This is a genomic window from Rahnella sp. PAMC25559, from assembly GCF_050632365.1.
Taxonomy (GTDB): domain Bacteria; phylum Pseudomonadota; class Gammaproteobacteria; order Enterobacterales; family Enterobacteriaceae; genus Rahnella; species Rahnella rivi.
Window position 1 is genome coordinate 801,895 of record NZ_CP192543.1, and the last position, 14,322, is coordinate 816,216.

Annotated in this window: 8 protein-coding genes, 1 tRNA gene and 2 rRNA genes; 10 read left to right on the top strand and 1 reads right to left on the bottom strand. The window is 52.2% G+C overall.

What is annotated here, in order from left to right; all coding sequences use genetic code 11:
• The first annotated feature begins 264 nt into the window (after positions 1–264).
• From kup to rbsR, 7 genes are all read left to right on the top strand, one after another.
• The gene (gene kup / locus ACQZQY_RS05045) at positions 265–2,133 is read left to right on the top strand and encodes a low affinity potassium transporter Kup (RefSeq protein WP_431296719.1); all 1,869 of its coding nucleotides are present in this window, start codon (positions 265–267) and stop codon (positions 2,131–2,133) included.
• A gap of 214 nt (positions 2,134–2,347) precedes the next feature.
• Positions 2,348–2,767: a D-ribose pyranase gene (gene rbsD, locus ACQZQY_RS05050; RefSeq protein WP_112165437.1), complete on the top strand. Its 420-nt coding sequence runs from the start codon at positions 2,348–2,350 to the stop codon at positions 2,765–2,767.
• A 7-nt stretch (positions 2,768–2,774) separates the two neighbouring features.
• Positions 2,775–4,280 carry a ribose ABC transporter ATP-binding protein RbsA gene (gene rbsA, locus ACQZQY_RS05055; RefSeq protein WP_136376559.1) on the top strand — a complete coding sequence of 502 codons (1,506 nt, stop codon included), beginning with the start codon at positions 2,775–2,777 and terminating at the stop codon, positions 4,278–4,280.
• Positions 4,281–4,286: 6 nt separating this feature from the next.
• Positions 4,287–5,258 (top strand): ribose ABC transporter permease, encoded by a 972-nt coding sequence (gene rbsC / locus ACQZQY_RS05060; protein ID WP_056775976.1) that lies wholly within the window; start codon positions 4,287–4,289, stop codon positions 5,256–5,258.
• 23 nt (positions 5,259–5,281) lie between these two features.
• Positions 5,282–6,172, top strand: a complete 891-nt coding sequence (rbsB, locus tag ACQZQY_RS05065; RefSeq protein ID WP_056775977.1) for a ribose ABC transporter substrate-binding protein RbsB — start codon at positions 5,282–5,284, stop codon at positions 6,170–6,172.
• A gap of 70 nt (positions 6,173–6,242) precedes the next feature.
• The gene (gene rbsK / locus ACQZQY_RS05070) at positions 6,243–7,172 is read left to right on the top strand and encodes a ribokinase (RefSeq protein WP_183849959.1); all 930 of its coding nucleotides are present in this window, start codon (positions 6,243–6,245) and stop codon (positions 7,170–7,172) included.
• A complete protein-coding gene (rbsR, locus tag ACQZQY_RS05075) occupies positions 7,173–8,183 on the top strand; it encodes a ribose operon transcriptional repressor RbsR (protein WP_136376560.1) in 1,011 nt (336 codons plus the stop codon).
• On the opposite strand, the gene ACQZQY_RS05080 is transcribed toward rbsR, so the two are convergent.
• The gene (locus tag ACQZQY_RS05080) at positions 8,166–8,855 is read right to left on the bottom strand and encodes a FadR/GntR family transcriptional regulator (RefSeq protein WP_056775982.1); all 690 of its coding nucleotides are present in this window, start codon (positions 8,853–8,855) and stop codon (positions 8,166–8,168) included. The genes rbsR and ACQZQY_RS05080 overlap by 18 nt on opposite strands.
• Positions 8,856–9,388: 533 nt before the next feature.
• Here ACQZQY_RS05080 and ACQZQY_RS05085 point away from each other — a divergent pair.
• The 3 genes from ACQZQY_RS05085 (at position 9,389) to ACQZQY_RS05095 (ending at position 14,282) form a co-directional block, all read left to right on the top strand.
• A 16S ribosomal RNA gene (locus ACQZQY_RS05085) occupies positions 9,389–10,931 on the top strand.
• 142 nt (positions 10,932–11,073) lie between these two features.
• Positions 11,074–11,149, top strand: a tRNA-Glu gene (locus ACQZQY_RS05090).
• 224 nt (positions 11,150–11,373) lie between these two features.
• Positions 11,374–14,282 (top strand): 23S ribosomal RNA (locus ACQZQY_RS05095).
• The 16S and 23S rRNA genes sit together here with 1 tRNA gene alongside, the layout of an rRNA operon.
• Positions 14,283–14,322 lie beyond the last annotated feature (40 nt).

Below are 14,322 nucleotides of genomic sequence, written 5' to 3' on the forward strand. Positions count from 1 at the left end.
GTCTCTTCCGGTTTCCATTTAGATATTGAATAGTGTACTGGCTCGCAGCGATAAGCCATGATTATTTTTCACTGTATAGCTTGTTGATTACTAAAAATTTTCTATTATCAGAATTGTGACCTCGTTCATCTGAACGCCGGTTTAGCTGCACATTTAAGGGTAGGCAATCTGATTTATTCGTGCATACTGTGCGCCTTTTAGTGGGCATCATTGGACTGAGCGCACGCATCGCTTACGGATGTTCGAGCAAAAAAGAAACGAAATATGAGCACTGAACATAAACGGTCACTCCCAGCAGTAACCCTGGCCGCCATTGGTGTGGTCTATGGCGACATTGGTACTAGTCCTCTCTATACCTTAAGAGAGTGTTTTTCCGGACACTATGGTTTCAATGTTGAGCCTAGCGTCGTATTTGGTTTTCTTTCTCTGATTTTCTGGATGCTGATCCTGATTGTGTCGCTCAAATACCTCACTTATGTGATGCGGGCGGACAATGCGGGCGAAGGCGGTATTTTGACGCTGATGTCTCTGGCGGGCAGGAATACGTCCTCACGCACCACGGCGGTTCTGGTGATCCTCGGCCTCATCGGGGGCAGCTTCTTCTATGGCGAAGTGGTGATCACGCCGGCCATCTCAGTGCTTTCCGCGATGGAAGGTCTGGAGATCGCGGCACCGTCCCTTGATCCTTACATCGTTCCTCTTTCTATTACTGTCCTGACGTTGCTTTTCATTATTCAGAAACACGGTACCGGTATCGTGGGTAAACTTTTTGCCCCGGTAATGCTGGTGTGGTTCCTGACGCTGGCGGTTCTTGGCGTGAACAGCATCATGCAGAACCCGGAAGTGCTGCGTGCCATGAACCCGATGTGGGCAGTTAACTTCTTTATTGAGCATAAATCCTTCTCCTTCCTGGCACTCGGCGCGGTGGTTCTGTCGATTACCGGTGTGGAAGCGCTGTATGCCGATATGGGCCATTTCGGGAAATTCCCGATCCGTCTGGCCTGGTTCACCGTGGTATTGCCGTCTCTGGTTCTGAACTATTTCGGTCAGGGCGCGCTGCTGCTTAAAAATCCGGAAGCGATCAAAAACCCCTTCTTCCTGCTGGCTCCTGACTGGGCGTTGATTCCGTTACTGGTTTTAGCCACGTTAGCGACCATCATCGCTTCTCAGGCGGTGATTTCCGGTGTGTTCTCCCTGACGCGTCAGGCTGTGCGACTGGGCTACTTACCGCCAATGCGCATCATCCACACCTCGGAAATGGAAGCGGGTCAGATTTACATCCCGGCCATAAACTGGTTGCTGTATTTCGCGGTGGTTATCGTTATCGCCAGCTTCGAGCACTCAAGCAATCTGGCGGCGGCGTACGGTATCGCCGTGACCGGCACCATGGTGCTGACCAGCATTCTCTCCTGCACGGTGGCGCTGAAAAACTGGCACTGGAAACCGTTCCTGGTGGGGATTTTGCTGATCGGTCTGCTGTTTATGGATATTCCACTGTTCGCCGCGAACGCCACGAAACTGTTCTCCGGTGGCTGGTTGCCGCTGACGCTCGGTTTGTGCATGTTTATCGTGATGACCACCTGGAAAAGCGAGCGCTTCCGTCTTATGCGCCGCATGAACGAACACGGGAATTCTCTCGAGGCAATGATCGCTTCTCTGGAGAAATCGCCGCCGGTTCGTGTTCCGGGCACCGCGGTCTACATGTCCCGTGCCATCAACGTCATTCCTTTTGCCTTACTGCACAACCTCAAGCACAACAAAGTGCTGCATGAGCGGGTGGTCTTGCTGACGCTGCGAACGGAAGATGCGCCTTATGTGCATAACGTCCGGCGCGTCACCATTGAGCAACTGTCGCCAACGTTCTGGCGGGTGGTGGCGAGTTACGGATTTAAAGAAACGCCGAATGTGGAAGAGGTCTTCCATCGCTGCGGTCTGGAAGGGTTGCCGTGCCGGATGATGGAAACGTCGTTCTTTATGTCGCACGAATCGCTGATCCTGACCAAGCGTCCTTGGTATCTCTACTTCCGCGGTAAGCTGTTTATGGCCCTGAGCCGAAACGCCCTGCGCGCGCCAGATCAGTTTGAGATCCCGCCGAACCGCGTTATCGAACTGGGTACTCAGGTGGAAATCTGACGTTCAGTTGAGTCTCTGACAGGGTACCTTCGGGTACCCTGTTTTGTTTGCGCGTAATCCTTTCTGAAACGACTAACTCAAATTGCCCTCTGATTTCTGAATCATTCAGCGAAACGTTTCGACGCTGATCACAATTCCATCACATCTTCGTTGCCTTGTGCGGACATTTTCATAAACTTATCCGTGAGCGAAACGTTTCGCTGTAGGAGTCAAAATGAAGAAGTCACCGCTGTTAAATGCCGAAATCTCAACTGTTATTGCCCGGTTAGGTCATACCGATCAGCTGGTTATTGGCGATGCCGGACTTCCGGTGCCAGCAGCTTGCCAGCGCATCGATCTGGCGCTAACCCAGGGAGTTCCCACCTTTTTACAAGTCTTAGAGGTAGTGACACACGAGATGCAGGTTGAGCGGGCTATCCTCGCAGAGGAAATCCTCACGAAAAATCCTCAACTCCATGAAGCGTTACTCGCCCGATTGACACAACTCGAACAACACCAGGGAAACACCATTGCTTTGGATTACGTCAGTCATGAGGCATTCAAAGCGCAAACCGAAAAAAGTCGGGCTGTCATCCGCAGCGGGGAATGTTCGCCGTACGCGAATGTGATCCTGTGTGCCGGCGTAACCTTCTGAGGCCTTTATGCAACCTTTGCTGCAACTGACAGGGATTGATAAAGCCTTTCCCGGCGTAAAAGCACTTTCCGGCGCGGCGCTCAGCGTTTATCCGGGACGTGTCATGGCGCTGGTGGGTGAAAACGGCGCGGGTAAATCCACGATGATGAAAGTGCTGACCGGCATCTATCAAAAAGATGCCGGTTCAGTGCATTTCCTCGGAAAGGAAACGGTGTTTAACGGTCCGAAAGCGTCGCAGGAAGCCGGGATCGGCATTATCCATCAGGAATTAAACCTTATCCCTCAACTGACCATTGCCGAGAATATCTTCCTTGGCCGCGAGTTTGTGAACGGTTTTGGCCGCATCAACTGGAAAAAGATGTATGCCGAAGCCGATAAACTGCTGGCGCGCCTGAATCTGCGTTACAAAAGCAACCGGCTGGTGGGGGATTTATCCATCGGCGACCAGCAAATGGTCGAGATTGCCAAAGTGCTGAGCTTTGAATCCAAAGTCATCATTATGGATGAACCGACGGATGCCCTGACCGATACCGAAACCGCCTCTCTGTTCAGCGTCATTCGTGAGCTGAAAGCGGCTGGCTGCGGTGTGGTGTATATCTCTCACCGTATGAAAGAAATCTTTGAAATCTGCGACGACGTCACCGTTTTCCGCGACGGGCAGTTCATCGCTGAGCGTCCGGTCAGTTCGCTGGAGGAAGACACGCTGATTGAAATGATGGTTGGCCGTCGCCTCGAAGAACAATATCCCCGCATTAAGCATGAACGCGGTGCGCTGCGTTTGCAGGTGCGTAATGTCAGCGGGCCCGGCGTGGATAACGTCAGCTTTGATCTGCACAGCGGCGAAATCCTCGGCGTTTCCGGGTTGATGGGTGCGGGTCGTACCGAACTGATGAAAATCCTGTATGGCGCGTTGCCGCGCAAAAGTGGCAACGTTTCACTGGATGGCCGCGAAGTGGTGACTCACTCACCGCAGGACGGGCTGGCGAACGGCATCGTTTACATTTCTGAAGACCGCAAACGTGATGGTTTAGTGCTTGGGATGTCAGTGAAAGAGAACATGTCGCTGACAGCGCTGCGTTATTTCAGCCACGGCGGCGGACGTCTCAAACATGCTGATGAACAACAGGCTGTCGGAGATTTCATTCGTCTCTTCAATATTAAAACGCCATCGATGATGCAGCCTATTGGCCTGCTCTCCGGTGGTAATCAGCAAAAAGTGGCGATTGCCCGCGGATTAATGACGCGGCCAAAAGTCCTGATCCTCGACGAACCGACGCGCGGCGTTGACGTCGGTGCAAAAAAAGAAATTTACCAGCTTATTAACCAGTTCAAGCGCGAAGGGCTAAGCATCATTTTGGTTTCCTCAGAAATGCCTGAAGTCATTGGCATGAGTGACCGGGTTCTGGTGATGCACGAAGGTCATTTAAGCGGTGAATTCCCGATAGCACAGGCTACGCAAGAAGTGTTGATGGCAGCCGCTGTCGGCAAGCAATACCGCGTGACGCAGGAGTAATCAGATATGAGTTCTCAGACATTATCAGCCAAAAAGCGCTGGATCAGTAAAGAGTGGTTGTTGGAGCAGAAGTCTCTGATTGCGCTGCTGGTGTTGATTGCCGTTGTCTCTTCAATGAGCCCGAATTTCTTCACTGTGAATAACCTGTTTAACATTCTTCAGCAAACCTCCGTTAACGCCATTATGGCTGTGGGCATGACGCTGGTGATCCTGACATCGGGCATTGATTTATCCGTCGGCTCTTTGCTGGCGCTGACCGGTGCGGTTGCCGCCTCGATTGTCGGGCTGGAAGTGAATGCCTTTGTAGCCGTCGGCGCCGCGCTGGCGCTGGGGGCGGCGGTGGGCGGCGTCACCGGTATGATTGTCGCCAAAGGTAAAGTGCAGGCATTCATCGCCACGCTGGTCATGATGCTGCTGTTGCGCGGTATCACGATGGTGTACACCAACGGCAGCCCGATCAGCACCGGTTTTAATGATGTGGCAGATGTCTTTGGCTGGTTTGGTATCGGTCGCCCGCTGGGTATTCCGACACCGGTCTGGCTGATGGCCGTGGTGTTTATTGCAGCCTGGTACATGCTGCATCACACCCGGTTAGGGCGCTATATCTACGCGCTGGGCGGTAATGAATCCGCGACGCGCCTGTCAGGTATCAGCGTTGATAAAGTTAAAATTATCGTCTACTCCCTGTGTGGTTTGTTAGCCGCTCTGGCCAGTATCATCGAAGTGGCGCGCCTGTCTTCTGCGCAGCCTAACGCGGGTACCGGTTACGAGCTGGATGCGATTGCCGCTGTTGTTTTGGGGGGAACCAGCCTGTCCGGGGGTAAAGGACGCATTGTTGGAACGCTGATCGGTGCACTGATCCTTGGCTTCCTGAATAACGGTTTGAACTTATTAGGTGTTTCTTCCTACTACCAGATGATCGTGAAAGCAGTTGTCATTCTGCTGGCGGTTCTGGTGGATAACAAAAGCAACAAATAAACTCTCCTACAGGACTTATGACCATGAATATGAAAAAACTGGCTGTCTGGGTTTCCGCCGCAGCGATCACCGCTTCTTTCAGTGCTAACGTGATGGCGAAAGACACCATTGCCTTGGTCGTTTCAACGCTGAACAACCCGTTCTTCGTTTCCATGAAAGACGGCGCGCAGAAAGAAGCCGACAAACTGGGCTACAACCTGATTGTTCTCGATTCTCAGAATAACCCGGCGAAAGAACTCGCGAACGTGCAGGATCTGACCGTTCGTGGCACGAAGCTGATGCTGATTAACCCGACCGATTCTGATGCCGTAGGCAACGCCGTAGCAATGGCAAACCAGGCCAAAATCCCGGTGATCACCCTTGACCGTCAGGCAACCAAAGGGGTTGTTGCCAGCCATGTCGCTTCTGATAACGCCTTCGGCGGGAAAATGGCCGGTGATTACATAGCGAAAAAACTGGGCGAAAACGCCAAAGTCATCGAACTGGAAGGGATTGCGGGGACGTCCGTTGCCCGTGAACGTGGTAAAGGGTTCGCACAGGCAGCTGAAAAACACCATTTCCAGATCCTCGCCAGCCAGCCTGCTGACTTCGACCGTACCAAAGGTCTGAACGTTATGCAGAACTTGCTGACTGCGCATCAGGATGTGCAGGCCGTGTTCGCTCAGAATGACGAAATGGCGCTGGGTGCATTGCGTGCTCTGCAAACTGCCGGTAAAACTGACGTTCTGGTTGTCGGCTTCGACGGCACTGAAGACGGTATCAAAGCGGTAAACAGCGGCAAAATGGGCGCGACCGTGGCACAGCGTCCGGAACAAATTGGCGTGATCGGTGTTCAGACTGCCGATAAAGTGCTGAAAGGCGAAAAAGTCCCGGCGGTTATCCCGGTTGATTTGAAACTGGTTGCTCAGCCGTAAAATCCGCATGATTGATGCTGTAACAAGCGCCTCCTGACGGGAGGCGCTCTTTAAACTCAGGGATTTCCACATGAAGACAGGCAAACTGGTGGTACTCGGCAGTATCAACGCTGACCACATTCTGAATATCAACCACTTCCCGCAACCGGGCGAAACGGTGATCGGTAAGCAATACACCGTAGCTTTCGGCGGTAAAGGTGCGAATCAGGCGGTAGCCGCCGGCCGCAGTGGCGCAGATATTTCGTTTATTGCCTGTGTGGGAGACGACGATATTGGCGAACGGGTTCGCAAACAACTGGCCAGTGACCAGATTGATACGCGCCCGGTTGAAGCCATCAAGGATGCCACCACCGGCGTTGCGCTGATTTTTGTGAATGCGGAAGGTGAGAACGTTATTGGTATTGATGCCGGGGCGAATAATGCCGTCACGCCTGAGTACCTCGATCGTTACAAACAGCAGGTCATTGAAGCCTCTGCTTTATTAATGCAACTGGAATCCCCGTTAGACACGGTGATTGCGGCGGCGAAAATAGCCAAAGAACACGACACTCAGGTGATTCTTAACCCTGCACCGGCTTGTGAATTGCCGGACGAATTGCTTTCGCGGGTGGATATCATCACTCCGAATGAAACCGAAGCTGAAAAGCTGACCGGTATTAACGTCGACAATAATGAAGATGCCGCACGTGCTGCAAAAGCCCTGCATGACAAAGGTATTGCGACCGTCATTATTACGCTGGGGAGTAAAGGCGTCTGGTTGAGTCAGAACGGTGAAGGGAAGTTAGTCGCAGGTTTCCGTGTGAAAGCCGTCGATACCATTGCGGCTGGTGATACCTTCAATGGCGCCTTAGTGACCGCTTTGCTCGAGGGCAAGCAGATGGACAGCGCGGTACGTTTTGCTCACGCGGCTGCAGCGATTGCCGTGACGCGTCCCGGTGCGCAACCTTCTGTTCCGTGGCGTAAAGAAATAGACGATTTTCTCGCACAGCAGGAGGCCTGATTGGCCACCATGAAAGATGTCGCCCGCCTCGCGGGCGTTTCAACCTCTACCGTTTCTCATGTCATCAACAAAAATCGTTTTGTCAGTGAAGCTATTGCCGGCAAAGTGAATGCCGCCGTAGAACAGCTCAATTACGCGCCTTCTGCCCTTGCCCGTAGTCTTAAATTGAATCAGACCCGCACTATTGGCATGTTGTTGACCGCCAGCAGTAACCCGTTTTATTCAGAAGTGGTGCGGGGGGTTGAACGCAGTTGCTATGAACGTGGTTACAGCCTGATCTTGTGCAATACCGACGGCGATGCCGAGCGCATGAATCGCAGCCTGGAAACTCTTCTGCAAAAGCGGGTCGATGGCCTGCTATTAATGTGCACCGAAAATCACCGGCCTTCGAAAGATGCCATCAGCCGCTATCCTTCTTTACCCATAGTAATGATGGACTGGTCGCCGTTTGACGGCGCGAATGACGTCATTCAGGACAATGCGCTGCTGGGAGGAGAGATGGCGACGGAATATTTGATCCGTCAGGGCTATCGTAAAATCGCTTGTATCACCGGGCCGCTGGATAAAACGACGGCGCAGGAACGGCTTAATGGTTACCGTCAGGCGATGAATAAAGCTGGCCTGGCAATTTTACCGGGCTATGAAGTCAGTGGAGATTTTGAATTCGAAGGTGGCGTCCCGGCGATGGAAAAACTGCTGGCACTCCCCGAACCGCCTCATGCTGTGTTTGCCGGAAATGATGCCATGGCCGTCGGCGCCTATCAGGCTCTCTATCAGCGCGGATTACGTGTGCCTGACGATGTGGCTGTCATCGGCTACGATGATATCCAGCTGGCGCAATATATGATGCCACCGCTGACGACTATCCATCAGCCGAAAGATTCGCTGGGTGAACTCGCTGTCGATGCTCTCTTGCATCGCCTGCAGGACCCGGAGGCGGAACCGCAAGTCCTGGTACTTACGCCGGAACTGGTTGTGCGACAGTCCGTAGGATCATTGGTCACTAAGTAACAGACGCTGACAGGCCAGCAGTGCCGCATTGGCATCGCTGGCAAGAATGGCATCGGTCAGGCGCTGATGATATTCCAGCTTAATCACTTCATTCCCCGTGATCGCCCGGAAGTAACTCTGATAGACCGAACTGAATAAATTCGAAAACGACGTCAGGAAAGGATTTTTCCCCGCCTCATAAATCAGCTGGTGAAACTGAGCATCCACCGTAATCCAGCGCTCCCGATCAAAGCTGTTATGCAGCATTCTCATTTCATACATATAAAGAGAGAGCTGATGCTTTTGATCATCACTGGCCGAAAGAGCGGCTAATGCACAGGCCTGCGGTTCGAGCGCTCTGCGCAATACAATAAAATGTGCCATCACCTGATCGAAGTTTTCACGCGTCATCCACCAGGTGAGCAAATCCTGGTCGAGAAAGTTCCAGCTGGATTGCGGCATTACTCGCGTACCAATTCGGGGACGGGGTAAAAGCATGCCTTTTGCCGCCAGCGTCTTCACGGCTTCCCGAACTGCTGTCCGGCTGACGCCAAAAATCTCACCTAACTCATTCTCACCGGGCAGTATCGAACCTTCCGGGTAATCGCCAGACAGAACCCGCTGGGCAATCTTCTCTGCCAGCAAGTAGGAAAGATTGCGCTGGGCAGCTTGTTGCTGTGCATTAAGTAACATGGAGGTTATTCCTGAATGCCTTTTCTCTTTATTAAAGAGAGTTTACTCCAGCTATGGGCTTTAAACCGGCGTGTTTTTCGCTGAAATCGGTCGAAATTTATCCGTTACGGGCTTTTTTGATGAATTAGTGAACGGTTGGTAAAATAATTGAAATTAGGGGTTGCGGCCTCCGGAGAACTCCCTATAATGCGCCTCCACTGACCGGGAACAACGACTCCTCTAACGAGAACAAGTCGCCCAGCCAGGAAGAATCAACCCGGTGAAAACACCGCATCTTGCAAAAGAAAATGGTTGACTCTTCAGGGAGAAAGAGTATTATCTTCCTCCCACGTTGCTGAGTTAAGTCTCGCAACGTACGCTCTTTAACAATTTATCAGACAATCTGTGTGGGCACTCACAAGACGATATCAGCCACCTCGGTGGCAAAAAAATATCAAGTCTTAAAGAGTGACCAAGCAGTAATTCATTTAGTTGAATTATTACGAAAGTTAATTTTTGAGCACCGCTTAACTTGTTTAAGCAAATCGAACTTTTAATTGAAGAGTTTGATCATGGCTCAGATTGAACGCTGGCGGCAGGCCTAACACATGCAAGTCGAGCGGTAGCACAGGAGAGCTTGCTCTCTGGGTGACGAGCGGCGGACGGGTGAGTAATGTCTGGGAAACTGCCTGATGGAGGGGGATAACTACTGGAAACGGTAGCTAATACCGCATGACCTCGCAAGAGCAAAGTGGGGGACCTTCGGGCCTCACGCCATCGGATGTGCCCAGATGGGATTAGCTAGTAGGTGGGGTAATGGCTCACCTAGGCGACGATCCCTAGCTGGTCTGAGAGGATGACCAGCCACACTGGAACTGAGACACGGTCCAGACTCCTACGGGAGGCAGCAGTGGGGAATATTGCACAATGGGCGCAAGCCTGATGCAGCCATGCCGCGTGTGTGAAGAAGGCCTTAGGGTTGTAAAGCACTTTCAGCGAGGAGGAAGGGTTCAGTGTTAATAGCACTGAGCATTGACGTTACTCGCAGAAGAAGCACCGGCTAACTCCGTGCCAGCAGCCGCGGTAATACGGAGGGTGCAAGCGTTAATCGGAATTACTGGGCGTAAAGCGCACGCAGGCGGTTTGTTAAGTCAGATGTGAAATCCCCGAGCTTAACTTGGGAACTGCATTTGAAACTGGCAAGCTAGAGTCTTGTAGAGGGGGGTAGAATTCCAGGTGTAGCGGTGAAATGCGTAGAGATCTGGAGGAATACCGGTGGCGAAGGCGGCCCCCTGGACAAAGACTGACGCTCAGGTGCGAAAGCGTGGGGAGCAAACAGGATTAGATACCCTGGTAGTCCACGCTGTAAACGATGTCGACTTGGAGGTTGTGCCCTTGAGGCGTGGCTTCCGGAGCTAACGCGTTAAGTCGACCGCCTGGGGAGTACGGCCGCAAGGTTAAAACTCAAATGAATTGACGGGGGCCCGCACAAGCGGTGGAGCATGTGGTTTAATTCGATGCAACGCGAAGAACCTTACCTACTCTTGACATCCAGAGAATTCGCTAGAGATAGCTTAGTGCCTTCGGGAACTCTGAGACAGGTGCTGCATGGCTGTCGTCAGCTCGTGTTGTGAAATGTTGGGTTAAGTCCCGCAACGAGCGCAACCCTTATCCTTTGTTGCCAGCGAGTAATGTCGGGAACTCAAAGGAGACTGCCGGTGATAAACCGGAGGAAGGTGGGGATGACGTCAAGTCATCATGGCCCTTACGAGTAGGGCTACACACGTGCTACAATGGCATATACAAAGAGAAGCAAACTCGCGAGAGCAAGCGGACCTCATAAAGTATGTCGTAGTCCGGATTGGAGTCTGCAACTCGACTCCATGAAGTCGGAATCGCTAGTAATCGTAGATCAGAATGCTACGGTGAATACGTTCCCGGGCCTTGTACACACCGCCCGTCACACCATGGGAGTGGGTTGCAAAAGAAGTAGGTAGCTTAACCTTCGGGAGGGCGCTTACCACTTTGTGATTCATGACTGGGGTGAAGTCGTAACAAGGTAACCGTAGGGGAACCTGCGGTTGGATCACCTCCTTACCTAAAGATACGCATTGTGCAGTGTCCACACAGATTGTCTGATGAAATTAATGAGCAAGAGCACCTGTTGATGCGGTAAGGGCAACCTTACGCTGATGCGAAAAGTGCCAAACCACGGTGTGGTCTGGTGCGGATTTTTCGTGTCCCCATCGTCTAGAGGCCTAGGACACTGCCCTTTCACGGCTGTAACAGGGGTTCGAATCCCCTTGGGGACGCCACTCCGATAATGTGTGAAAGACATTATCACCGAATATCTTAAAGATGACTTTAACGAGTCGTGTTTAAGATATTGCTCTTTAACAATCTGGAACAAGCTGAAAATTGAAAGTTTACAGCTGAACATCACTCTCCGTAGAAGTACTGAGTGGTGGATTAGTCTGTAACAGAGTCTCTCAAATAATCGCAGCGCGACGTTGTCTTTTAAGACACCTTCGGGTTGTGAGGTTAAGCGACTAAGCGTACACGGTGGATGCCTAGGCAGTCAGAGGCGATGAAGGGCGTGCTAATCTGCGAAAAGCGTCGGTAAGGTGATATGAACCGTTATAACCGACGATACCCGAATGGGGAAACCCAGTGTGTTTCGACACACTATTGCATGGTGAATACATAGCCATGCAAGGCGAACCGGGGGAACTGAAACATCTAAGTACCCCGAGGAAAAGAAATCAACCGAGATTCCCCCAGTAGCGGCGAGCGAACGGGGAAGAGCCCAGAACCAACATCAGCGTATGTGTTAGTGGAAGCGTCTGGAAAGTCGCACAGTATAGGGTGATAGTCCCGTACACAAAAATGCATACATTGTGAGTTCGATGAGTAGGGCGGGACACGTGACATCCTGTCTGAATATGGGGGGACCATCCTCCAAGGCTAAATACTCCTGACTGACCGATAGTGAACCAGTACCGTGAGGGAAAGGCGAAAAGAACCCCGGCGAGGGGAGTGAAATAGAACCTGAAACCGTGTACGTACAAGCAGTGGGAGCCTACTTTGTTGGGTGACTGCGTACCTTTTGTATAATGGGTCAGCGACTTATATTTTGTAGCAAGGTTAACCGTATAGGGGAGCCGTAGGGAAACCGAGTCTTAACTGGGCGTCAAGTTGCAAGGTATAGACCCGAAACCCGGTGATCTAGCCATGGGCAGGTTGAAGGTTGGGTAACACTAACTGGAGGACCGAACCGACTAATGTTGAAAAATTAGCGGATGACTTGTGGCTGGGGGTGAAAGGCCAATCAAACCGGGAGATAGCTGGTTCTCCCCGAAAGCTATTTAGGTAGCGCCTCGTGAACTCATCTTCGGGGGTAGAGCACTGTTTCGACTAGGGGGCCATCCCGGCTTACCAACTCGATGCAAACTACGAATACCGAAGAATGTTATCACGGGAGACACACGGCGGGTGCTAACGTCCGTCGTGAAGAGGGAAACAACCCAGACCGCCAGCTAAGGTCCCAAAGTCATGGTTAAGTGGGAAACGATGTGGGAAGGCATAGACAGCCAGGATGTTGGCTTAGAAGCAGCCATCATTTAAAGAAAGCGTAATAGCTCACTGGTCGAGTCGGCCTGCGCGGAAGATGTAACGGGGCTAAACCATGCACCGAAGCTGCGGCAGCGACGCTTAGGCGTTGTTGGGTAGGGGAGCGTTCTGTAAGCCGTCGAAGGTGACCTGTGAGGGTTGCTGGAGGTATCAGAAGTGCGAATGCTGACATAAGTAACGATAATGCGGGTGAAAAACCCGCACGCCGGAAGACCAAGGGTTCCTGTCCAACGTTAATCGGGGCAGGGTGAGTCGACCCCTAAGGCGAGGCTGAAAAGCGTAGTCGATGGGAAGCTGGTTAATATTCCAGCACTTGGTGTTACTGCGAAGGGGGGACGGAGAAGGCTAGGCTAGCCGGGCGACGGTTGTCCCGGTTCAAGCGTGTAGGGGGTGTGACTTGGTAAATCCGGTTGCATACTAACCCTGAGGCGTGATAACGAGCCACTACGGTGGTGAAGTAGTTGATGCCATGCTTCCAGGAAAAGCCTCTAAGCTCCAGGTAACACGAAATCGTACCCCAAACCGACACAGGTGGTCAGGTAGAGAATACTCAGGCGCTTGAGAGAACTCGGGTGAAGGAACTAGGCAAAATGGTGCCGTAACTTCGGGAGAAGGCACGCTGGCGCGTAGGTGAAGGGACTTGCTCCCGGAGCTGAAGCCAGTCGCAGATACCAGCTGGCTGCAACTGTTTAATAAAAACACAGCACTGTGCAAACACGAAAGTGGACGTATACGGTGTGACGCCTGCCCGGTGCCGGAAGGTTAATTGATGGGGTTAGCAGCAATGCGAAGCTCTTGATCGAAGCCCCGGTAAACGGCGGCCGTAACTATAACGGTCCTAAGGTAGCGAAATTCCTTGTCGGGTAAGTTCCGACCTGCACGAATGGCGTAATGATGGCCAGGCTGTCTCCACCCGAGACTCAGTGAAATTGAACTCGCTGTGAAGATGCAGTGTACCCGCGGCAAGACGGAAAGACCCCGTGAACCTTTACTATAGCTTGACACTGAACATTGAGCCTTGATGTGTAGGATAGGTGGGAGGCTTTGAAGCGTGGACGCCAGTCTGCGTGGAGCCAACCTTGAAATACCACCCTTTAATGTTTGATGTTCTAACTCGGCCCCGTGATCCGGGGTGAGGACAGTGTCTGGTGGGTAGTTTGACTGGGGCGGTCTCCTCCTAAAGAGTAACGGAGGAGCACGAAGGTTAGCTAATCACGGTCGGACATCGTGAGGTTAGTGCAATGGCATAAGCTAGCTTGACTGCGAGAGTGACGGCTCGAGCAGGTACGAAAGTAGGTCATAGTGATCCGGTGGTTCTGAATGGAAGGGCCATCGCTCAACGGATAAAAGGTACTCCGGGGATAACAGGCTGATACCGCCCAAGAGTTCATATCGACGGCGGTGTTTGGCACCTCGATGTCGGCTCATCACATCCTGGGGCTGAAGTAGGTCCCAAGGGTACGGCTGTTCGCCGTTTAAAGTGGTACGCGAGCTGGGTTTAGAACGTCGTGAGACAGTTCGGTCCCTATCTGCCGTGGGCGTTGGAAGATTGAGAGGGGCTGCTCCTAGTACGAGAGGACCGGAGTGGACGCATCACTGGTGTTCGGGTTGTCATGCCAATGGCATTGCCCGGTAGCTAAATGCGGAAAAGATAAGCGCTGAAAGCATCTAAGCGCGAAACTTGCCTCGAGATGAGTCTTCCCTGTGGCTTTAAGCCACCTGAAGGGACGTTTAAGACTAAGACGTTGATAGGCTGGGTGTGTAAGTGCAGCGATGCATTGAGCTAACCAGTACTAATGACCCGAGAGGCTTAACCTTACAACACCAAAGGTGTTTTTAGAGTGGCTCTGAAGTAGAT